Here is a 20,399-nt window from a genome sequence, read left to right on the forward strand (position 1 = left end):
TACTTCTTTCTGGTTTTAGGAAGTTAAAAGGGCATTGGCCAAGGTCAAATCAAGCGGAGTGGTGATTTTAAAGGCCATGGAATCACCCTCGACGGTGGTCACCTGCTGGCCGTACCACTCCATCAAGCTGGCATCATCGGTAGCGACGAAACTGCGTGTCTGGCTGCTGAAGTACTTTTCATTTGCCGCACGCAACGTCGCCAAATCGAAAGCCTGCGGGGTTTGAACCGCGCGCAACGCGGAGCGATCCGGGGTATCTACCACCACGGTGTGCGATACGCGCTTGATAGTATCCGCCACCGGAACCACCGGGATGACGGCTTTCGCGCCTGCCTGGGCTGCCTCTACTACGCGGGCAATCATCGCCGGCGGCGTCAACGCCCGCGCTGCATCATGAACCAGGACAATGCCCTCATCATGTGGAATCGACTGCAGGCCTGCCCATACGGAATCTGCCCGCTCATCGCTGCCGTGAACAAACCGCACGCGCTCTATCAACCCAGCTTGAGTAAAGATTTCGCGCGCGTGGTATTCCATACTTGCGGCAACGATAACCGCAACATCATCGACTACCCCCGAATCCAACATGGCACGAACTGAGCGCTCGACGAGACTGTGGCCTTGCAACTGGACATAGGCCTTGGGCAATGCTGCACCTAGACGAGTGCCCTGGCCAGCAGCTGCGACCAGGGCACTAACGCGTGAAACCACTATTTAATCCTCGTCGTCATCGAAGGAGAGATCATCTAGATCTGCGTCATCATCAATCGAGGTAGTAATCGAATTATCTTCAACCAAACCAGCAGCACGGTGACGAGCGATGGTGGATTCAATCTCTTCCATCATGGTGTCAGCCTTTTTATCATCGACCGGCTGTGCCAGCGCCAACTCGCCGACCAGAATCTGACGAGCCTTTGCCAGCATGCGCTTTTCACCAGCAGACAGACCACGGTCTTGGTCACGGCGCCACAAGTCACGCACTACTTCTGCGACCTTGTTGATGTCACCGGACGCCAAGCGCTCCTGGTTCGCCTTGTAGCGACGGGACCAGTTGCCAGCTTCTTCAACATCAATCTCACGCAGAACAGAGAAGACCTTTTCCAGACCTTCCTTGCCTACGACATCACGAACGCCGACCTGCTCAACATTTTTAGAGGGAACGCGCACCACAAGGTCAGACTGATTAATCTGCAACACGAGGTACTCCAGCATTTCCCCGCCCATTTCGCGGTGCTCAATTGCCTCAATCACCGCCGCACCGTGGTGGGGATAAACAACAACCTCGCCGACCTTGAACTCCATTGCAGCTCCTTTAAAATAAAATTCCGTTGCACCTGCACACGTTGCGCACCACGCTCTGCGGCTTTAACTACCAGCAGATTGCCGCTACCTTCTTGTACCCAACCACAAGCACGTCACGACGCTGCTTGGCAGCTGGGCGGTATAACAAAATTGCGCTATAGATACACCTAGGACACACTTAGGCCGCTAATTCTACCACGCCCACCGACTGCACGACCGGTTAGGGCGGGCGATCATACTACCTACCGCCAACACGCAGGACGTCATCTTCGCCGCGTGCTTTAGTTTCCATATTTACGCCCCCTGGGCTGCCGCACAATAAACGATGAGGGCTTACCGGAGATCACCCCCGAACTACCCCGCGAATGCCCCCTAAATTGCCACTGTGAGCATCTCGACAGGGCGGGAACTGGGTATTATGTGGCAAAAGGGACTAAGCTAAGTCGTTGATAACCCCCGTGATCTCAATCGATGGAGGACGCTCGACGTGATGTCCCTGAAGTCTGTTACCCGCAAGGGTGCCACCATTTCCGCCACTGCTATTGCCGCGCTGGCACTGGCATCTTGCTCTGCAGGCCAGATTACCCAAACCTCTAGCCAGGTAGCAGCAGTTGATGGCGGCGATGCTGAAAGCGCAGACGGCAACATTGCTGTCCGCGACGTTGCTATCCAGGTAGAGCCAGATACCAACGAAGCGTCTCTGAAGTTCACCGCTCTCAACCAGGCCTACACCGACGAGCAGATCACCTTAGAGTCCATCTCCGTTGACGGCCAGGAGGTTTCCCTGCCAGGCCTTGAGCCAATTGGCCGCACCGATACCATCGTTGGCAACTCCCAGGACTGGCTTGATGCACAGCCACAGGCTGACAACGACCGCATCCAGTACGTTGCAACCGAGCTTGACAACGAAGACTACGGCATCGGCGGCTACCGTGCAGTAACTTTCACCTTCTCCAATGGTGACATTGAGGTCAACGCAGCTATTACCGCACCGCAGATGCACGCTGGCGAGAACGACCGCGACGTCTCCAGCACCGAAGGCTACAAAGCTAACTAAGCCCGCTTAGAACCAGCACCTTCAGCGCCCTGCGCGCGTGTGGATTACCCCACGCACGCAGGGCGCTTTCTGCATTTTACCCACCCTAAAGGGGGTAAGTAACATACAGGCTACGTTCGAACTCCTTCAAGCGCATTCACCGAGAAAGTCTAGACAATCAGCGCAGCTTGGTGACATAAACCACATTACTTAGTTTGCGCTATTAATCACTATAGTTTCGATTTTATAGCTTTGCGCTGCGCAAATGCAGCTTGGAGAGCGTAGGAAAACCTTATACTTAGGCTACCTTTACCCCTTTCGAAAGGAACCACCATGTTAGGCGCAGCTTTAAGTCTTGCATCATCCGTAGCGTTTATTTGGGGCATCTTGGAAGTCTTCACCGAGTTCCAGCGTGCACCAGGCGCAGGCGTCCCAGCAGCAGTTCGCCGCGCAGCAGCCCGCTACGGTTTCTAGTACCCTCCAACCCTCAATTCGTCCTACTTCTAAAACCGGCGCCACGAATCATCCTTTGTTTCGGGCGTCGGTTTTTCTTGCACCACAATTGCTAGCTTCCTGGTGAGATGCAGTGTCTGGCTGGTCTACTAGAGTATGAAGACATGGCTAAAAAGCAACGTCCCATCCACACCTGTTCTGAATGTGGATATGTCTCCCCCAAGTGGCTGGGGCGCTGCCCCGAATGTGGGTCTTGGGGCACCCTGCAAGAATCGATGCCCGCTACAGCAAGCGCGAATGTCGCAGCCGCTGCAATTACGGGGCAAGTATCCAAAGGCCTAACTCCTTCGTCCCCGGCGCAGCCTATATCCAAAGTAGCCAGCACCACCACCAAGGCTTTGAAGACTGGAATTGGGGAGCTGGATCGTGTTTTAGGCGATGGCATTATTCCCGGCTCAGTTGTCCTGATGGCCGGCGAACCTGGCGTGGGTAAATCCACGCTATTGCTTGAGGTAGCAGCACGCTGGACCCAAGCCGATAAGGACCCACGCACCGCCCTTTATGTCACCGCAGAGGAGTCTGTTGGCCAAGTCCGCACCCGCGCTGAACGCACGAATGCTTTGCATGACACTTTGTATCTAGCAGCAGAGTCTAACCTCGACGTTGTTTTCGGGCATGTAGAACAGCTAAAGCCTTCGCTGATTATCGTGGACTCCGTCCAAACCATGCACGCCTCCGGGGTCGAAGGTGTTGCCGGCGGTGTAGCCCAATCCCGCGCGGTTACCGCCGCCCTTACTACCTTGGCCAAGACCACGAATATTCCCATCTTGCTGGTTGGGCACGTCACCAAAGACGGCAATGTCGCGGGTCCCCGCGTGCTCGAGCACTTAGTCGATGTGGTCTTAAACTTTGAAGGCGATAGGCAATCCAGCCTGCGAATGCTACGCGGGATTAAGAACCGCTTTGGTGCTACCGATGAAGTGGGCTGCTTTGAACAAACCGCCGGTGGTATCCGCGAGGTACCGGATCCGTCGGGACTTTTCCTCTCCCACCGCGGCACTACCCCGGATGGTTCTGCTGTTACCGTCGCGATGGACGGTGTGCGCCCTATGCTCGCCGAGGTGCAGTCTTTGACAGTTGACCCAGTAGGCAAGAACCCACGGCGCGTGGTCACTGGTTTGGATAATAACCGCGTTCCTATGGTGCTAGCCGTTTTGCAGGCGCGCGCTAATGAGCGCACCAATGACAAAGATGCCTACGTGGCAACCGTTGGCGGAATGAAAATTACAGAAACCGCCACAGATTTAGCGGTTGCTTTAGCGACGTGGTCTTCGCTGCACGAGCGTCCGTTGCCTTCTAAAACCGTGGTTATTGGTGAGGTGGGCCTGGCTGGTGAATTACGCCGCGTGCCAAACATTGACCGTCGTTTAAGCGAGGCGGCACGTTTGGGATATACCCAGGCTATTGTTCCGGCGGGTGCAAAATCTGAAGTACATGGTATGAATATCGCCTATGCTTCAACGCTCGGACAGGCGATAGCCATCATCAACGGCTAGACCAGCCGGGAGGCTAAGCCAGGTTGAAGGTATAAGGCTCCGAAGCATTATCACCAATGACGGTGTGCAGGAAGTATGCGCCAGGATCTACAGCTGGGCGCTCGCTGCATTCACCGTCGCGGTCGGAAGCAAGGCGTGACCAGACAGCATCGAAGCTGCGCTCTTCACCAGCTGGGAAGTTGTACTCGCCGCGCTGCACGGAGTCGTAGCAATCGGTATCCGCCCACATGCGGCGGTTGTCAGAAATGCGGTAGACCTCGAAGCGCAGGCTTTCCTCGTCTAGGTTGATTTTGCAATCAGCGCCCGTGGGGTTGATGACGGTCATGCCAAAGTTAGGCTGGACCCCATTGGGATACGTGGTCGCATCTGAGGAAGCGCGGATGATGAGGTCTGAGAGTTCACAGGTGTCTTTATCAGCCAACGCTGGGTCAACACTGGCGCTTGGCTCTGAGGACTTCTCCGCGTCGTCCTTTTCCTCGCGCTTAGAGTTTTCCGTAGTCGACGGTGATTCCGATTCAGATTCCATCTCTTGGGAGGATTCGGAGCTAGCACCTTCGTCTTCCGGTTTCGCAGGTGCAGACGCAGGGGTGGATTCGGGAGCGGCTTGTTCATCGTCGCTGTTTCCGCCGAAGGCACTAAAAGCAATCAGCAGACCAACTACCACGACCAGGATCACAACAAACGCCGCGATGCGACGTCGCATGTAAATCTCGCGCGGCAGCTTATTGGAGGGCTGGTTAGGGTTAGACACACCCTCATATTATGCGGTTTTGCCACATACAGACACCATGCGGATGGGCGTGTCATAAAAGCTCCCTTCCCACGACCGCAACGCGACGGTTAGGAAAGGGAGCACGAGAATTTCGTGCAGGTTGCGGTTAAACCACACCGTGCAGGACGACTGGTTCAATACGGCTTTCATCCAGCAAGTAACGCGTGCCTACTACGCCTAGTTCGCCTTGAATAATGCGCTGGTTCAAATCAGGCATGCGCGCAAGAATCTGACGCACGGTGTCAATGACGTTCTGGCGCTCATAGTCTGCATGGTCGCGCTTGCCTTCTTTTTGTGCGCGCAGGGTGGACATCGCAACCTTTTCAATGATGCTGCGCTGGAAGCCAGATGGAATCTGCATGTCGCCATCTACGAATTGCGCGGTCGCACCGATGGCTCCACAAGACTGGTGGCCCATGACGACAATCAAGTTGCAGCCAAGGTTTTCCAGAGCGTAGTCCAAAGAGCCTAAGACCGTGTTGTCCACGATGTGGCCAGCGGTACGAATAACAAAGGCATCGCCCAAGCCCATGTCGAAGACCAGCTCCACTGGCACGCGAGAATCTGAGCAAGACAGCACGACGACTTTGGGGTCTTGGCCAGTGACCAAGGAAACTCGTCGCGTCTGGTCAATATTGGGGTGTTCGGCGCGTTCTTCTACAAAGCGCTGGTTGCCCTCTTTCAAAGAGTTCCAAACGTTCTGCGGGGTCATGTTAGTTGTATGTTCCGTCACAGGAAACAACTTTACTCCTACCTAGTACAATATCCATGATCATGATTGATACTACTGCGCTACTTACCTGGTTTGACCTCCACGAACGCCCTCTCCCGTGGCGGAAGAAAAACACCTCAGCCTGGGGGATTTTGATCAGTGAGGTCATGAGCCAACAGACACCTGTGGCGCGCGTGGCACCACAGTGGCAAGAATGGATTAAGCGGTGGCCCACGCCAACTGATTTCGCGAACGCCAGCAAAGCCGAGGTTCTTCGCGCGTGGGGCAAGCTGGGCTATCCGCGCCGTGCCTTGCGCTTGCATGAGTGCGCACAGGCAATCGTCGACAAGCATGGCGGCGAGGTGCCCGATAATGTCGATGAGCTCCTTGCGCTGCCTGGTATCGGCGCCTATACCGCGCGTGCGGTGGCATGCTTTCATTTCGGGCAGAATGTTCCCGTCGTTGATACCAATGTCCGGCGGGTGTATGGCCGCGCGGTAACCGGGCAATTTTTGCAGCCGCAGCCATCGACCAAAGAACTTGCCCAAGTCGCCGAAGTCACCACAGGTCCGCGGTGTTCGGCCGCATTGATGGAACTGGGGGCATTGGTGTGCACGGCGAAAAGCCCGAAGTGCGCAGAGTGCCCAATTGCGCACAGTTGTCAGTGGCAGCAACTCGGGTGCCCGCAGCCGAGTGAAGAAGAACTAGCTAAGGCGAAAAAGCGCGTGCAGAAATTCACCGGCACCGACCGCCAAGTCCGCGGGCTACTCATGGATGTGCTGCGCGCCGCGGATGCCCCAGTGGAGAAATCACAGCTGGATGTGGTGTGGCCAGATGCAGCACAACGTGCCCGTGCGCTATTTTCGCTTATCGATGACGGCCTCGCTGTCCAAACCCCCACCGGCACCTTCCACCTCCCGCGTTAAAAGCCACTTGTCGAAGTAAATCCCAAGTAAGCGAAGCGAGCGAGGGGCTTACTTCCACCGGCCGCGGTAGTTAAGCCCACCGGGGAGATTGACCCAAAAGCCCCCGCGAGAGTTGAGTGTTACCGGACCAATCTTGGTCGAGGTGGATGCTCCAGAACCAGAGAGGTTGAGCCAGGAGTTCTTGCCAATCTTCTTACGCTTGCGAAAATTTAGTCCCATATAGAAAACTCTAGCGCAGTAAAAGCACTTCAGTCACGAAAAAGTCGCCGTCCCAGGTTATTTTCTGGAAACGGCGACTTTCTCGTTGGTACTTGGTCAATAATTTCTAACTATTGACTACTGACCGGAAGGAGCACCTGCACCTGCTGGTGGCGGGTTGTTACCATCATCATTCGATGAGGAAACTGGCTCCTCTGGCAAGGTGTCCGGAACGATGGTGTCAACGCTTTCAGCATCTGCACCGTCATTGTCGCGGACCTCGGTGTCCTCCAAAGGCTCGTCGAAGGTGCCTTCTGGCAGTGGCTTCGGACGTGGGCTAAAGGTGAAGGTTGCCTTGGTGTTGTCCTTGGACTCGCCATCCCAGCCTTCGACATCGACGGAGATGATTTCGCCGGCGCCAATTTCGCCGTAGAGGATCTTCTCCGAGAGCTGGTCTTCAATCTCACGCTGGATGGTACGACGCAGAGGACGTGCACCCAGTACTGGGTCGAAGCCGCGCTTTGCCAGCAGGTCCTTGGCCTTCTGGGTCAGCTCGATGCCCATGTCGCGCTCAGCCAGCTGAACCTCAACACGGCCGATGAGCAGCTCAACCATCTGGACAATCTCATCGCGAGTGAGCTGGTGGAAGACCACAATCTCATCAATACGGTTTAAGAACTCTGGACGGAAGTGCTTCTTCAGCTCATCGTTGACCTTGTTCTTCATGCGGTCATACTGCGCATCCGAATCGGTCTCGTTCGAAGAGGTAAAGCCCAAGCCCACAGCCTTGGAGATGTCCTGGGTACCCAGGTTCGAGGTGAAAATCAGAACGGTGTTCTTAAAGTCCACGACGCGACCCTGACCGTCCGTCAGACGACCATCTTCCAGAACCTGCAGCAAGGTGTTGTAAATCTCCTTGTGAGCCTTCTCGATCTCGTCGAAAAGCACCACGGAGAATGGCTTGCGGCGAACCTTCTCGGTCAGCTGGCCACCTTCTTCGTAGCCAACGTATCCCGGAGGGGCACCGAAGAGACGCGACGCGGTGAAGCGATCATGGAACTCACCCATGTCAATCTGGATGAGGTCATCATCAGAGCCGAAGAGGAAGTTCGCCAAAGCCTTGGACAACTCCGTCTTACCAACACCGGATGGACCGGCGAAGATAAACGAACCGGAAGGACGACGTGGATCCTTCAGACCTGCACGGGTACGACGGATGGCGCGCGAGACAGCCTTGACTGCTTCGTTTTGGCCAATGATGCGCTTGTGCAGCTCGTCTTCCATGTTGAGCAGACGGGAAGATTCCTTCTCGGTCAGCTTCAGAACTGGGATACCAGTCCAGTGCGCAAGAACTTCTGCGATGTGGTCTTCGGTGATCTCTGCAATCTCTTCCAGGTCACCAGAACGCCACTGCTTTTCCTTGGTGGAACGCTCTTCGTGGAGCTTGCGCTCGGTATCGCGCAAGCCAGCTGCCTTCTCGAAGTCTTGCGCATCAATCGCAGCTTCTTTTTCCTTGCGAACCTCTGCGATGCGGTCATCGACGTCGCGGATGCTCTTTGGAGCAGTCATGCGCTTAATGCGCATGCGAGCGCCGGCCTCATCCAGCAAGTCGACTGCCTTATCTGGCAAGAAGCGGTCGTTGATGTAGCGATCGGACAGCGATGCCGCTGCCTTCAAAGCCTCATCGGTGTAGGAAACACGGTGGTGCGCCTCGTACTTATCGCGCAGGCCGCGCAGGATGGTGACGGTGTCTTCCATGGAAGGCTCGTCTACCTGTACCGGCTGGAAACGACGCTCCAACGCCGCATCCTTTTCAATGTGCTTGCGGTACTCATCCAAGGTGGTTGCACCAATGGTCTGCAGCTCACCACGAGCCAGCTTTGGCTTCAGCAAGGAAGCTGCGTCGATGGCACCTTCGGCTGCACCTGCACCAACAAGGGTGTGGATCTCGTCGATGAACAAGATGATGTCCCCGCGCTGGTTAATCTCCTTGAGAACCTTCTTCAGGCGCTCTTCGAAGTCACCACGGTAACGGGAGCCTGCCACCAAAGACCCCAGGTCAAGCGAGTAAACCTGCTTGTCCTTCAAGGTCTCTGGAACCTTGCCATTAACAATATCGAGAGCAAGGCCTTCTACAACAGCGGTCTTACCAACGCCGGGCTCACCGATAAGAACAGGGTTGTTCTTGGTACGGCGAGACAGCACCTGCATGATGCGCTCAATCTCAGACTCACGTCCAACGACTGGGTCCAGCTTGCCGTCCTTGGCAGCCTGGGTGAGGTTGCGGCCGAATTGATCTAATACCAGCGAGTTAGAACGCTCGCCTTGGTTACCTGGGCCCTGGCGGCCCGGGTTCTGGGCACCAGTGCCAGCACCTACTGGGCCAGAGCTTGCCTCTGGCTTATCGCCCTGATTGCCTTCATAGCCAGACAGCAGCTGAATAACCTGCTGACGCACGCGAGGCAGGTCAGCGCCCAGCTTGGTCAGGACCTGGGCTGCAACGCCCTCGCCTTCGCGGATAAGACCGAGCAGCAAGAACTCAGTACCGATGTACTTGTGTCCCATCTGCAGCCCTTCGCGCAAGGAAAGCTCAAGAACCTTCTTTGCACGTGGAGTAAACGGAATGTGGCCGTTGTGCGGCTGGGTTCCGTGTCCAATAATTGCTTCTACCTCACCACGGACGTCCTCGAGAGAGATTCCCATGGACTCCAGTGCCTTGGCAGCAACACCCTCACCTTCTTGGATGAGGCCGAGCAAGATGTGCTCGGTACCAATGTAATTGTGGTTGAGCATCCGCGCTTCTTCTTGCGCCAAAACTATGACGCGACGAGCACGGTCCGTAAACCTCTCGAACATGACTCTTACCCCTTGGATGTGGATTATTTTTATTGCTAAGTTGTCACCCACTCTAACGCGAGTTTGCCTGGACTATTTCCCCTCCGCTCAACAATAAAGCTGTTTTCAACGATTTCGGCAGGTCATAAGGGTGTACGCCGGTAGCGAACAGGTTGGAAAACTGCCATAATTGATGAATTTTTGTGGCTGGAATTGGGCATGGAAAAGCCGGCATCGATAAGCAATGCTTCCAGCTTGTGCGAAGCTGAGGCTTACTGATACCGGCGGAGAAAGTGAAGGTTCTACGCAGCTGGTACTTCTACGTGTTCCGGTTCATTGTTGACGCGCTTTACAAATGGCACCAAGCACACGACGATCACCATGCACGCTGCAGCGAAGGTAAACGCCATCGTGGAGCCTTGCGCAGTTGCGGCGGCCTCAGACAGACCTGCTTCGGTGCCTGCGATAGTGCCGCGAGTCAAGAAAACCACGAGGATCGCGGTGCCGGTTGCACCGGCAAGCTGCTGCAAGGTGTTCATGCCAGCAGAGCCGTGGCTGTAGAGATTATCTGGCAAAGAGCTCAATGCCGTGGTCATCATCGGGGTCATCATCATGGCCATACCGACGGAGAATGACACGTGCATGCAAATAACCATCCACACTGCGGAATGCTCATTGAGCAAGATCATCGAACCAACGCCCGCGAGCATCAAGATGGCGCCTGGAATAGCCAGCGGGAAAGGACCGTAAGAGTCAAAGAGACGGCCTACAAATGGCGACATAATCGCCTGCAGCACGCCACCTGGCATGACCACGAGACCCGTCACCAGTGCGGTAACGCCCAAAGAAGTCTGCAGGTAGATAGGCAAGACGGTGGCAAAGCCCAACATCGCGCCGAAAGACACCAAGATGACTGAAACTGCGAGGGTGAAGTTACGGATAGCAAAAGGGCGCAGGTCCAAGAAGGCTTTATCTTTCTTACCCAACTGGAGCTGACGCAAAACAAAAAGCACCAGGGATACAACGCCGATAGCCAGGATGATAAGGGCAACTGTGCCTTCACCGGCCAGCATCGATTCAATCGAGGACAATGCGTAGATCAGCCCGCCGAAAGCGAAAGCGGACAGGAAGAAGGACAGGATATCTAGCGGTACGTTGCGGTTTTCGCCGACGTTGCGCAGCTTCCACCAGCCACCGAGCAGCACCAGTGCAATCAATGGCACCATGAGCCAAAATACCCAGTGCCAAGTCATGGAGTTAACAATCGCGCCACCAACTGTGGGCCCAAGTGCTGGTGCCACGGAAATAACAATGGCGATAATGCCCATCACAGAACCGCGACGCTGGCGCGGAACCAAGGTCATGGTCACCGTCATCAGAAGTGGAATTACCAACGCAGTACCTGCTGCTTGCACAACGCGGCCAGCGAGCAAGAAGATAAAGGCTGGCGCTAACGCTGCCACCACGGTGCCAACGATAAAGAGCAGACAGGCGGTAATAAACACCTGGCGGGTGGTAAAACGCTCAATGGCGAAACCAGTTGTAGGGATAACCACGGCCATGGTCAGCATGAATCCGGTCAGTAGCCACTGCACAATAGTTGCTGGCACCTGGTATTCCGCCATAATTGCAGGCAGTGCGACCGAGAGGGAGGTTTCATTCAAGATCATGATGGTCGCTGCTGCAACCAACACGGCCAAGGTGAGCTTAACGTCAGCGGACATCTTTTCTGGGGCGGCTGCAGTAGAAGCTGCAGGCGAATTATTCTGTGCCACGCAAATTTTCTTTCTCAACTAAACATGTATTTATTTAAAGACACTTCACCCACGGGTGAAGGTTTGACCACTTAAATAAGGGGAATAGGCACCGCCACCCACAAATGTAGGAAGTGGCCCTTAAAGCAAAAGTGCCCGTGCGGGATTTCAATCAAAAGTTCTGTTTATGAAAAATAAGAACTTCAACCGCTTTAGAGCTAACAAGACCTTAGTGATTTTTCTTCCATTTCGGTACCCGCAGCCGAAAGTTGTAACTGAAAACACGGAAGTAACCCCAGTGTGTGGTGCACGTTCAGCATCCTACCGCAGCCACCACCGTGATTCAGGCTTCAGAAAATCTCGACGCAGTTGGTAAGGGCCCCGTGGTGTGGTCTTCGCGTAGCCGCTTGATGATATTTTCTGCAGAGATTAAACACAGCGGCACGCCCACTCCTGGAACGGTGGTTGCTCCAGCGTAATACAGGTTATCGATCTTGGAAGAGATATTCTTCCCGCGGAAAAATGTTGACTGTGCCAAGGTATGTGCAGGTCCTATTGCCCCGCCATCCCATGCGTTAAAGCGCTGCGCGAAATCTTGTGGCCCAACGGTTTTAGAAATCACGATTCGCGAAGCTAAATCTTCAATTCCTGCCCAGCGTGCGATGACGTCAATCGCTTGCTTTGCGATGTCATGCACTCGCGGATCTTCTTCACGTACTTCCATGCTGTTGCTGGCGTTAATATCCTCGGCGGCTTCTAGAAAAGCATTACCGTGGCCAAGATCTGGCTCTGCAGCGGTGGGAATGAGCACGAAGAGATTTTCATAGCCTTCAGGAGCCACATTGTCATCGGTTGCGGAGGTCTTCGAGACATACATCGACCGCGACCACTTTGAATCGAGCGGGGAGGCTTCTTTGCCAAAGACAGCGTCAAAGTCCGTGCTTAAGAACAAAGATTAACGCGCTAACTCTGAGAGCTTTCCTGTCTCCCGGTGTAGATGAGGACGGTTCCCAAACCAGGGTCGCGCTTGTCCCAGTATTTTGCGGGATAAGTACGCAAGTGTGGTGGGCGTTCAGTCCTGCGCCATAGCCGGCACCGTCAGCAATCTCATCGGCGATGCGCACTACTGCATACATACTGCGGATGTCAGTTTTACGTGACCGCGCAGCAAATTAGAAGCTAGGAAAAAGCTGCTGGAATAGCGACGAATAATCTCATGCGCTGCATGCTGAGCGGAGCGGTCATAGTGGTGCAACAACTTAGCAGGCTGTTCCTGCCAGGCACCCGACATGCTTTCCATACCTCCGTGAGAAGCACTCAACGCATTGTGATCCACGCGTCGTGCTCCGTTCAATCGCTAACTCATATTCGCTAATTTTTCCATCATTAGCACTCAATGACTATAAGCCGGAGGGTGAAAATCTTAAGCATTGGGTCAAAATCCGAGGCGGGAAAAGCCCTTTTTCCGCCCTCGAACATGAGCCGAAAATAAACCCCTCTAACCACATGAACAACATGAAAACACACAGGTCACAGTAGTGTACCCCTTGTTTACCCCTGTTGCTCGCACCTGTTTTTATTCGGTTCTAAGGTTCCTTTATAGACCTTGATAACGATTAAATAACGAACCCCTTGCGCTACCGCACTTTATCTTCACGGCAGTTACAGGCAGGGTTCGAGTGGAGCGAATTCGATGAACGCTATTCAAACTCAGATCGCTGGCATCGTCGCCGTTATAACAGCCGCGACGGGTAGCCTTACCGGCGGCGTCCAAGACGTTGTGCAGTCTATTGGCGCTCACGTCGGTGGCTCTTCGCAGTCAATCACCGCCACGGCGAACGCTGCTACGCCACCGTCCTCTAGCAACATAGTCAACACCCAGTCTGTCTACGTAGCTATCAATGAGTACCGCATCCGCCACGGCGTAGCACCAGTGGCACCTAACCCGCAGCTCGATAGCATCGCACAGCGCTGGGCTAATCACATGGCTCGTACAGGCGTTCCTGCGCACAACCCAAACTACTTGAAGCAGTACCCAGCCGGCTGGAAGGAAGGCGGCGAGAATGTTCACCAGAACTGGCGCGGCGCTTCCACCCAGGAAGTAGTCCAGGCATGGCACAATTCGCCATCCCACCGTCAGAATCAGGCAGACCCCTACTTCAACCAGATCGGCGTGGGCGTTGCTTATAGCTCCGATGGACGCATGTGGGTAGTTACAAACTACATGCGCTAATTTATAAAGGCTTCAGGCGTTTAAACCAAAAGCCGCGGGCAGCAATTTTACGTGATTGCTACCCGCGGCCTTTGTGATGTTTAAAAGTATTAAGCGTTAACCTTCTTGAGCATTGCTTCAAGGTCGGTAAACAGGTTGGCTGCTTCTTCAATCTTGCGATCAGCTGGAGCAAATCCGCTCTCGTTAAACTCGGTGAACAGGTTGAACTCTAGCGCTGCACGAACCTGCAGCATCTGGAAGTTGGAAACAATCAGACGCCATGCCTCGATGGCGCGAACTCCGCCGGAAGCACCGTAGCCAACGAAAGCTACAGCCTTGCCGAACCACTCGGAGCCCAGTGCGTCGAACGCGTTCTTGAAGCCACCTGGAACGGAGTGGTTGTACTCAGGGGTAACGAAGATAAAGCCATCGAAGGAATCGATCTTGTCGGACCATGCTTGGACCTGCTCGTTGTCGTACTGCTTGTTAGCAGCGCCTGGGATAACTGGGCTCTCCAGCAGTGGAACGTTAAATTCCTTCAAGTCCACCAGCTCGTACTCAACGCCGGTGTCGCGGCCCTGAGCTAAGTCATTAACCCAGCGTGCAACGCCTTCGCCCATACGACCTTCACGGATTGAACCAAGAACAATTCCGACCTTCATTAGCAAAAACCTTTCGATAGTTGATATGTCACGAACTACCCTAATTGATTAAAGGTTTAAGCGCTAGTTCTGTGATTCAGGTTTCACCAATGGGAAGAGTACGGTCTCGCGGATACCCAAGCCAGTCAGCGCCATGAGCAGGCGATCGATGCCCATTCCGGCACCGCCTGTTGGCGGCATGCCCTGTTCCATGGCTGAAAGAAAGTCCTCATCCAGAACCATTGCTTCGTCGTCGCCGGCTGCAGCCAGGCGCGCTTGGTCTTCAAAACGCTCGCGCTGAATGACTGGATCGACAAGCTCGGAGTAGCCAGTTGCCAACTCAAAGCCGCGGACATACAGGTCCCACTTTTCGGTAACGCCTGGTTCGCTGCGGTGTGAACGGGTCAAAGGTGAGGTCTCCACTGGGAAGTGCTTAACAAATATTGGGCCTTCCAGCTGGTCTTCGCACAAAAGCTCCCAGATTTCTTCAACCAACTTGCCGTGGCCCCAGCCGCCGTCCTTCGGAACATCCAGGCCAACAACCTTGGCTAGTTCCTTGAGCTCTTCGACGGTGGAGTCAATGGTGACTTCCTTTTGGCCTGGGAACTTCTTCTGCAGTGCCTCATTAAGAGACGGGTACATTTCAATCTCTGGCCAGGTCTCGCCGCCAAGGTCATATTCGGTGCCATCGGCAAGCGTGACAACATGCGATCCAAAGACTTCCTGAGCTACCGCTTGGATGGAATCCTTAATGGTCTTAGCAATACCGTTGTAGTCGCTCCAGGCATCATAAATCTCCAACATCGCAAACTCCGGGGAGTGGGACTTATCGATGCCCTCATTGCGGAAGTTGCGGTTGATCTCAAAGACCTTATCGATACCGCCAACAACAGCCCTCTTGAGGAAAAGCTCAGGTGCGATACGCAAGTACAGATCAATGTCAAGCGCGTTAGAGTGGGTGACGAATGGACGCGCTGCTGCACCACCGTGCAAGGTCTGCAGCATTGGGGTTTCAATCTCATTGAAACCATCATCTTCTAAGTGATGACGCAAGGCCCGAATGACCTTAATGCGGGTCATGGCGTTCTTGCGGGCTTCTTCACGCAGAATCAGGTCATTGTAGCGCTGACGCACGCGCGTATCTTCTGCCATATCCGCAAATGCCACTGGCATCGGGCGCAGTGACTTGGAAGCCATCTGCCATTCACTCGCCATGACGGACAACTCACCGCGGCGAGAAGAAATCACACGACCAGTTACGGAGATGAAGTCTCCTAAGTCGACGTCAGACTTCCATGCAGCTAGGGATTCCTCGCCGACCTCGGCAAGCGACAGCATCGCTTGCACCTGGGTGCCGTCACCATCTTGCAAGGTGGCAAAGCACAGCTTGCCGGTATTGCGCATAAAGATAAGACGGCCGGCGATGGAAACAACATCCTGGGTTTCCTGGCCGACTTCCAAGTAAGTCACGCCGTCTGCATCGCCTGCGGACTCACCTTCTGCAAGCACCTGGTATTGGCCACGAAGGTCGCGCAAAGAAGTGGTGCGCTTTACGCTAACGGGATAAGCCTCAATGCCGTTGTCTATCAGACGGGCGCGCTTATCGCGGCGGATCCGCAGCTGCTCGGGAACGTCTGGGGTCTGGGTATTTTTCTTCTGCTCGCTCACGCCCACAAGGTTAGTCGATCAACCACACCCACGTTAAACACAGGCCAAGCAGGACTTTCGACCTTAAGTATGGACAGACCTCGACCACAGGAAAGTTAATTCATCTAAGTGTCATCTCAAATTATTTATTAGGTCATCTGAAGTATCTAGTTTAGATGCGTCCTCCCCAGACAAAGATCTTCACACTTTTTATGTTTTCAGACTGGAGCTAGTTTCGTGGATCTCAAAGGTCGTAACCTTCTAAGTTCACTATTTTCATCGTCTCGTTCTTCTTTGACGTGTACCTATAAGTGCGGCAACGCATGTTTTGGAGCATGCGACAATACCTCGAGTAATCCGTATTTTGGTGACCAATTTTCTCGGCGTAAAGCGCTCCGTGCGGGCGGGCTAGCCGTTGTCACCGTCGGCGGCGGTGCCGCTTTAGCAGCATGTGCTCCACCAAGTTCAAACGGCTCTTCTGCGGCAACGTCTACAACTGGGACGCCCGGAAGTTCGTCTTCACAGCACATCTCGGATAAGGGCATGCAATTTACTCCAGTGGAGCCGAACACTGAGGACGTGATTGTCATCCCAGAAGGCTACGAGCAATCTATCCTCATCGCCTGGGGCGACCCAGTCATTGAGGGTGCGCCAGAGTTTGATGTGCAGAATCAGACCGCAGAGGCTGCTGAGAAGCAGTTCGGTTTCAACAACGACTTCGCTGGACTGCTAGAACACCCAAGTGATGACTCTCGCATGGTGTACGTCTGCTCCCACGAGTACACCACCGAGCCGCAAATGTTCCCGGATTATGATCCAGAGAATCCTTCAGAAGAGCACGTCAAAATTGGCTGGGCAGGTCACGGCCTCACAGTTTTAGAAGTCTCCAAAGTCAAAGGTTCCGGCGATCTCAAGCGCGAGTTTGGACCACTCAACCGCCGTATCACCGCAACTACACCATTTAAATTAGTCGGACCTGCCGCCGGTTCTGATTACACGAAGACCAAAGCTGACCCCACCGGAGAGACGGTGTTGGGCACCCTGAATAACTGTGCAGGTGGCGTGACCCCGTGGGGCACCATCTTGTCGGGCGAAGAAAACTTCGACCAATACTTCGCCAATGCCAAGTCTGATAATAAGCGCACACAGAAATCTCTGGAACGCTTTGGCTTTGGCGATGAAGCATCAGATCGCAAGTGGGAAAACTTTGATGACCGCTTCGATGTCTCCAAAACTCCTAATGAGGTCAATCGTTTCGGATACATTGTGGAATTCGATCCTTTTAATCCCGAGTCCACCCCTATCAAGCACTCCGCTAACGGCCGTTTCAAGCACGAGGCTGGGAACATCCACATCACCGATGACGGCACCGTAGTCTGCTACTCCGGCGATGACTCCCGGTTTGAGTACATCTACAAGTTTGTCTCTTCCAAGAAGATGGTCGAAGGCGACCTCGAGCACAACATGTCCATCTTGGACAACGGCACTTTATATGTTGCTGTCATGGAAGGTAACTCCCCCGAGGAAGAAATCGACGGCTCTGGCGTCTTGCCGGAAGACGGCGCGTTCGATGGCACCGGCTCTTGGAAGCCGCTTTTAACCTGTGAAGACGAAAAGTATGAGTCTCACGTTGATGGCTTTACCGCTGAAGAGGTAGCAATCTTCACCCGCGAAGCAGCCGATGAAGTGGGAGCAACGAAAATGGATCGCCCTGAAGATATCGAAGTACACCCCACTTCTTCTAAGGTCTACGTTGCTTTGACCAACAACTCCTACCGCGGTGCAACCGGCGAAAATGCTGATAGCAATAAGGAAGACCCACGGGAGTGGGCACCGGTCAAAGAAAATAAAAACGGCCTGGTCATGGAAATCGAAGATGACCACGCTGGCGAGAGCTTTACTTGGAACCTACTTCTAGTCTGTGGCGATCCAAAGGAAGCAGCAACTTATTTCGGTGGCTTTGACAAAGAGAAGGTATCCCCCATCTCCTGCCCAGACAACTTGGCTTTCGATAACCACGGATTGATGTGGATTTCTACCGACGGCAATGCTCTCGGTTCCAACGATGGTCTTTACGCTGTAACCACCGAAGGCAACAATCGAGGTGAACTCAAGTGCTTCCTCACCGTTCCCGCTGGCGCGGAAACCTGTGGCCCGATCGTCACCGATGAACGTGTGATGGTCAACGTTCAACACCCGGGTGAGTCCGACGACGCGACGTTTGCAAAGCCAACCTCCAACTGGCCGGATGGTGGCAACTCCACCCCGCGCCCAGCCGTCGTCACCGTCTGGCGCACCGACGGCAATATTGGTATCCAGGACGCTTAAGTACCCGGACTGCCCGTGCCTCCAGCAACCACCTTTAAGGTTGTCCATTTGCAAAATTAGCTGAATGCTTTGCTGAACGATGCCCCCGTCGCCCACAAATTCCGCGTGGAAGATAGGGGGCATCCCTGGTTCTCTTATGTTTCACATTACGGCGGGGGTACCCAAATCCGCAGCCGACTGAATTTTAGTTCGCAAAAGCTAGCCCTAACTCCCCATATGTTCTACGCTAATTTCACAACTTTCTTTAATCCGGATCACAGGTCCTTGTGATCTTTCCTTGACACCTATGCCCCTGGGGAGCACTTCAGATGAACTCATTACTCCTTGCCGTTATCGGCGTAGCCATGATGATTGGCGGCTACCTCCTCTATTCCAAATTCCTGGGTAAGAAGGTTTTCCAACTTTCACCAAGCTACAAAACTCCAGCCCACACCATGGAAGATGGCGTGGACTTTGTTCCTACTAACAAGTACGTGCTGTGGGGACATCACTTCACCTCCGTGGCAGGTGCCGCGCCAATCATCGGCCCCGCAGTTGCCGTCATCTGGGGATGGTTTCCGGCGTTTCTCTGGGTGACCATCGGTACGGTTTTCGCTGCCGGTATGCATGATATGGGTGTTCTTTGGGCGTCACAACGCCACCGCGGCCAGTCTATTGGACTGTTGTCTGGACGCTACATTGGTAAGCGCGGCCGCATGCTCTTCCTCGTGGTTATCTTCTTACTGCTGCTCATGGTCAACACTGCCTTCGGCGTGGTTATCTCCGGACTACTGATTTCCACCCCGTCATCAGTCATCCCAACTTGGGGAGCCATCGCCGTCGCCCTGTGCATTGGGCAGGCTATCTACCGTCTGAAGTGGAACCTGCCGCTGGTTTCCGTTGTTGGCGTGGTCGCGCTGTACTCCCTGATGCTCATTGGAGATAAATATCCAATCTCTTTGCCAGAAACTGTGCTGGGAATCCCAGCAGCTGGTGTTTGGATCATCATCTTGTTCATCTACGCATTCTGCGCTTCGCTGCTGCCAGTGTGGATGCTGCTTCAGCCACGTGACTACATCAATGGTCTGCAGCTGTTCATCGGCCTGGGTATTCTCTACGCATCTTTCTTGTTCACCCGCCCTGACCTCGTTGCACCGGCATTCCGTGAAGATGTTCCTGCCGGCACCCCAGGCATGTTCCCACTGTTGTTTGTGACTATTGCCTGTGGCGCGATTTCAGGCTTCCACGGAATGGTTGCTTCCGGCACCTCGTCGAAGCAGTTGGATAAGGAAACCGATACTCGCTTCGTCGGCTACTTCGGTGCTGTTGGTGAAGGCCTGCTGGCGCTGGGCACCATCATTGCAACCACCGCCGGTTTCCGCACGTACCAGGAGTGGGAATCCATTTACTCCGAGTTCAACGCCGGCGGTGTTAACGCTTTCGTTGAAGGCGGCGGCAACTTGCTCAATGAAGGCCTCGGAATTTCCACTTCCCTGTCAGCGACAATCCTGGCAACCATGGCCGTGCTGTTTGCCGCAACAACCATGGACTCCGGCGTGCGTCTACAGCGCATCGTAGTGCAAGAAATTGGTGATACCGCAGGTATCAAGATCAATACCTTCCTAGCAACGTGTATCGCCGTGCTGGTCGCCTTTGGTCTGACTTTCTCCCAGGGCACCGACGGTTCGGGCGGCATGACCATTTGGCCGCTGTTCGGTACCACGAACCAGCTCATGGCAGGCCTGTCTCTGTCCATCCTGTTGCTGATTCTGATGCACCTGCGCCGACCAACGTGGCCAATTCTTATCCCGCTGCTCTTCCTGACAGTGATGTCCCTGTGGGCTGCGTTCATCCAGTTGGGTACGTTCTTCCAGCAAGGCAACTGGTTGCTGTTTATCATGGACGTCATCATCGTTCTCGCAGCAATCTGGATCATCGTGGAGGTCTTCCTCGCGGTTGGCCGCATGAAGCATACAAAGCAGATTGAGTGGAGCGACGAAGACGTCGATGCTCCCACACCGGAGCCGATAAGCAGCGAGGCTTAATCA

The 20,399-nt window shown here is 54.3% G+C and carries 17 protein-coding genes and 1 pseudogene; 7 read left to right on the top strand and 11 right to left on the bottom strand.

Translation table 11 applies throughout. The features are described from left to right. Window positions 1–15 precede the first annotated feature (15 nt). Window positions 16–711, bottom strand: a complete 696-nt coding sequence (ispD, locus tag CSTAT_RS11245) for a 2-C-methyl-D-erythritol 4-phosphate cytidylyltransferase (protein WP_075723536.1) — start codon at window positions 709–711, stop codon at window positions 16–18. Window positions 712–714: 3 nt separating this feature from the next. Continuing rightward, entirely contained in the window at window positions 715–1,302 is a 588-nt protein-coding gene (locus tag CSTAT_RS11250) for a CarD family transcriptional regulator (protein ID WP_066796361.1), read from the bottom strand. Window positions 1,303–1,792: 490 nt separating this feature from the next. Between CSTAT_RS11250 and CSTAT_RS11255 the strand changes: the two genes are divergently transcribed. The 3 genes from CSTAT_RS11255 to radA all read left to right on the top strand — a co-directional run bounded on the left by CSTAT_RS11255 (window position 1,793) and on the right by radA (window position 4,347). Beyond that, entirely contained in the window at window positions 1,793–2,359 is a 567-nt protein-coding gene (locus CSTAT_RS11255) for a hypothetical protein (RefSeq protein WP_211273046.1), read from the top strand. Between the two features lie 312 nt (window positions 2,360–2,671). Further along, window positions 2,672–2,812 carry a hypothetical protein gene (locus CSTAT_RS13530; protein ID WP_156489160.1) on the top strand — a complete coding sequence of 47 codons (141 nt, stop codon included), beginning with the start codon at window positions 2,672–2,674 and terminating at the stop codon, window positions 2,810–2,812. 143 nt (window positions 2,813–2,955) lie between these two features. Further along, on the top strand, window positions 2,956–4,347 hold the full coding sequence (radA, locus tag CSTAT_RS11260; protein WP_075723538.1) for a DNA repair protein RadA: 1,392 nt from the start codon (window positions 2,956–2,958) through the stop codon (window positions 4,345–4,347). 13 nt (window positions 4,348–4,360) lie between these two features. Here the strand turns inward: radA and CSTAT_RS11265 are convergent, their stop codons facing one another. Further along, entirely contained in the window at window positions 4,361–5,098 is a 738-nt protein-coding gene (locus CSTAT_RS11265; protein ID WP_336469890.1) for a hypothetical protein, read from the bottom strand. A gap of 127 nt (window positions 5,099–5,225) precedes the next feature. Continuing rightward, on the bottom strand, window positions 5,226–5,831 hold the full coding sequence (locus CSTAT_RS11270) for a carbonic anhydrase (protein ID WP_066796369.1): 606 nt from the start codon (window positions 5,829–5,831) through the stop codon (window positions 5,226–5,228). A gap of 62 nt (window positions 5,832–5,893) precedes the next feature. Here CSTAT_RS11270 and CSTAT_RS11275 point away from each other — a divergent pair, with 62 nt between their 5' ends. Then, a complete protein-coding gene (locus CSTAT_RS11275) occupies window positions 5,894–6,757 on the top strand; it encodes an HhH-GPD family protein (protein ID WP_156845126.1) in 864 nt (287 codons plus the stop codon). A gap of 48 nt (window positions 6,758–6,805) precedes the next feature. On the opposite strand, the gene CSTAT_RS11280 is transcribed toward CSTAT_RS11275, so the two are convergent. The 5 genes and pseudogenes from CSTAT_RS11280 to CSTAT_RS13340 form a co-directional block, all read right to left on the bottom strand. Beyond that, window positions 6,806–6,976 carry a DUF4236 domain-containing protein gene (locus CSTAT_RS11280; protein ID WP_075723539.1) on the bottom strand — a complete coding sequence of 57 codons (171 nt, stop codon included), beginning with the start codon at window positions 6,974–6,976 and terminating at the stop codon, window positions 6,806–6,808. A 117-nt stretch (window positions 6,977–7,093) separates the two neighbouring features. After that, window positions 7,094–9,811: an ATP-dependent Clp protease ATP-binding subunit gene (locus CSTAT_RS11285; protein ID WP_066796372.1), complete on the bottom strand. Its 2,718-nt coding sequence runs from the start codon at window positions 9,809–9,811 to the stop codon at window positions 7,094–7,096. A 281-nt stretch (window positions 9,812–10,092) separates the two neighbouring features. Continuing rightward, window positions 10,093–11,514 carry an MDR family MFS transporter gene (locus CSTAT_RS11290; protein ID WP_075723918.1) on the bottom strand — a complete coding sequence of 474 codons (1,422 nt, stop codon included), beginning with the start codon at window positions 11,512–11,514 and terminating at the stop codon, window positions 10,093–10,095. Window positions 11,515–11,887: 373 nt separating this feature from the next. Then, window positions 11,888–12,612 (bottom strand): annotated as a pseudogene (locus CSTAT_RS11295) (phytoene desaturase family protein); the annotation flags it as partial. 55 nt (window positions 12,613–12,667) lie between these two features. Further along, on the bottom strand, window positions 12,668–12,844 hold the full coding sequence (locus CSTAT_RS13340) for a hypothetical protein (RefSeq protein WP_232465807.1): 177 nt from the start codon (window positions 12,842–12,844) through the stop codon (window positions 12,668–12,670). Window positions 12,845–13,237: 393 nt separating this feature from the next. On the opposite strand from CSTAT_RS13340, the gene CSTAT_RS11300 reads away from it, so the two are divergent. After that, window positions 13,238–13,777, top strand: a complete 540-nt coding sequence (locus CSTAT_RS11300) for a CAP domain-containing protein (protein WP_066796384.1) — start codon at window positions 13,238–13,240, stop codon at window positions 13,775–13,777. 89 nt (window positions 13,778–13,866) lie between these two features. Here the strand turns inward: CSTAT_RS11300 and CSTAT_RS11305 are convergent, their stop codons facing one another. After that, window positions 13,867–14,418 (bottom strand): NADPH-dependent FMN reductase, encoded by a 552-nt coding sequence (locus tag CSTAT_RS11305; protein WP_066838768.1) that lies wholly within the window; start codon window positions 14,416–14,418, stop codon window positions 13,867–13,869. 63 nt (window positions 14,419–14,481) lie between these two features. Then, on the bottom strand, window positions 14,482–16,065 hold the full coding sequence (lysS, locus tag CSTAT_RS11310) for a lysine--tRNA ligase (protein ID WP_075723919.1): 1,584 nt from the start codon (window positions 16,063–16,065) through the stop codon (window positions 14,482–14,484). A gap of 216 nt (window positions 16,066–16,281) precedes the next feature. Here lysS and CSTAT_RS11315 point away from each other — a divergent pair, with 216 nt between their 5' ends. Both CSTAT_RS11315 and CSTAT_RS11320 read left to right on the top strand, forming a co-directional pair. Further along, window positions 16,282–18,372: a PhoX family protein gene (locus tag CSTAT_RS11315; RefSeq protein ID WP_075723541.1), complete on the top strand. Its 2,091-nt coding sequence runs from the start codon at window positions 16,282–16,284 to the stop codon at window positions 18,370–18,372. Window positions 18,373–18,680: 308 nt separating this feature from the next. Next, entirely contained in the window at window positions 18,681–20,396 is a 1,716-nt protein-coding gene (locus CSTAT_RS11320; RefSeq protein ID WP_075723542.1) for a carbon starvation CstA family protein, read from the top strand. Window positions 20,397–20,399: the final 3 nt, after the last annotated feature.

The organism is Corynebacterium stationis (assembly GCF_001941345.1).
Taxonomy (GTDB): Bacteria; Actinomycetota; Actinomycetes; order Mycobacteriales; family Mycobacteriaceae; genus Corynebacterium; species Corynebacterium stationis.

Bases quoted from the DNA above. Each gene is read 5' to 3' on its own strand.
- CSTAT_RS11250 (WP_066796361.1), bottom strand. From the start codon at position 1,302: ATGGAGTTCAAGGTCGGCGAGGTTGTTGTTTATCCCCACCACGGTGCG.
- CSTAT_RS11255 (WP_211273046.1), top strand. From the start codon at position 1,793: ATGTCCCTGAAGTCTGTTACCCGCAAGGGTGCCACCATTTCCGCCACT.
- CSTAT_RS13530 (WP_156489160.1), top strand. From the start codon at position 2,672: ATGTTAGGCGCAGCTTTAAGTCTTGCATCATCCGTAGCGTTTATTTGG.
- radA (WP_075723538.1), top strand. From the start codon at position 2,956: ATGGCTAAAAAGCAACGTCCCATCCACACCTGTTCTGAATGTGGATAT.
- CSTAT_RS11270 (WP_066796369.1), bottom strand. From the start codon at position 5,831: ATGACCCCGCAGAACGTTTGGAACTCTTTGAAAGAGGGCAACCAGCGC.
- CSTAT_RS11275 (WP_156845126.1), top strand. From the start codon at position 5,894: ATGATTGATACTACTGCGCTACTTACCTGGTTTGACCTCCACGAACGC.
- CSTAT_RS11280 (WP_075723539.1), bottom strand. From the start codon at position 6,976: ATGGGACTAAATTTTCGCAAGCGTAAGAAGATTGGCAAGAACTCCTGG.
- CSTAT_RS11285 (WP_066796372.1), bottom strand. From the start codon at position 9,811: ATGTTCGAGAGGTTTACGGACCGTGCTCGTCGCGTCATAGTTTTGGCG.
- CSTAT_RS11290 (WP_075723918.1), bottom strand. From the start codon at position 11,514: ATGTCCGCTGACGTTAAGCTCACCTTGGCCGTGTTGGTTGCAGCAGCG.
- CSTAT_RS13340 (WP_232465807.1), bottom strand. From the start codon at position 12,844: ATGGAAAGCATGTCGGGTGCCTGGCAGGAACAGCCTGCTAAGTTGTTG.
- CSTAT_RS11300 (WP_066796384.1), top strand. From the start codon at position 13,238: ATGAACGCTATTCAAACTCAGATCGCTGGCATCGTCGCCGTTATAACA.
- CSTAT_RS11305 (WP_066838768.1), bottom strand. From the start codon at position 14,418: ATGAAGGTCGGAATTGTTCTTGGTTCAATCCGTGAAGGTCGTATGGGC.
- CSTAT_RS11320 (WP_075723542.1), top strand. From the start codon at position 18,681: ATGAACTCATTACTCCTTGCCGTTATCGGCGTAGCCATGATGATTGGC.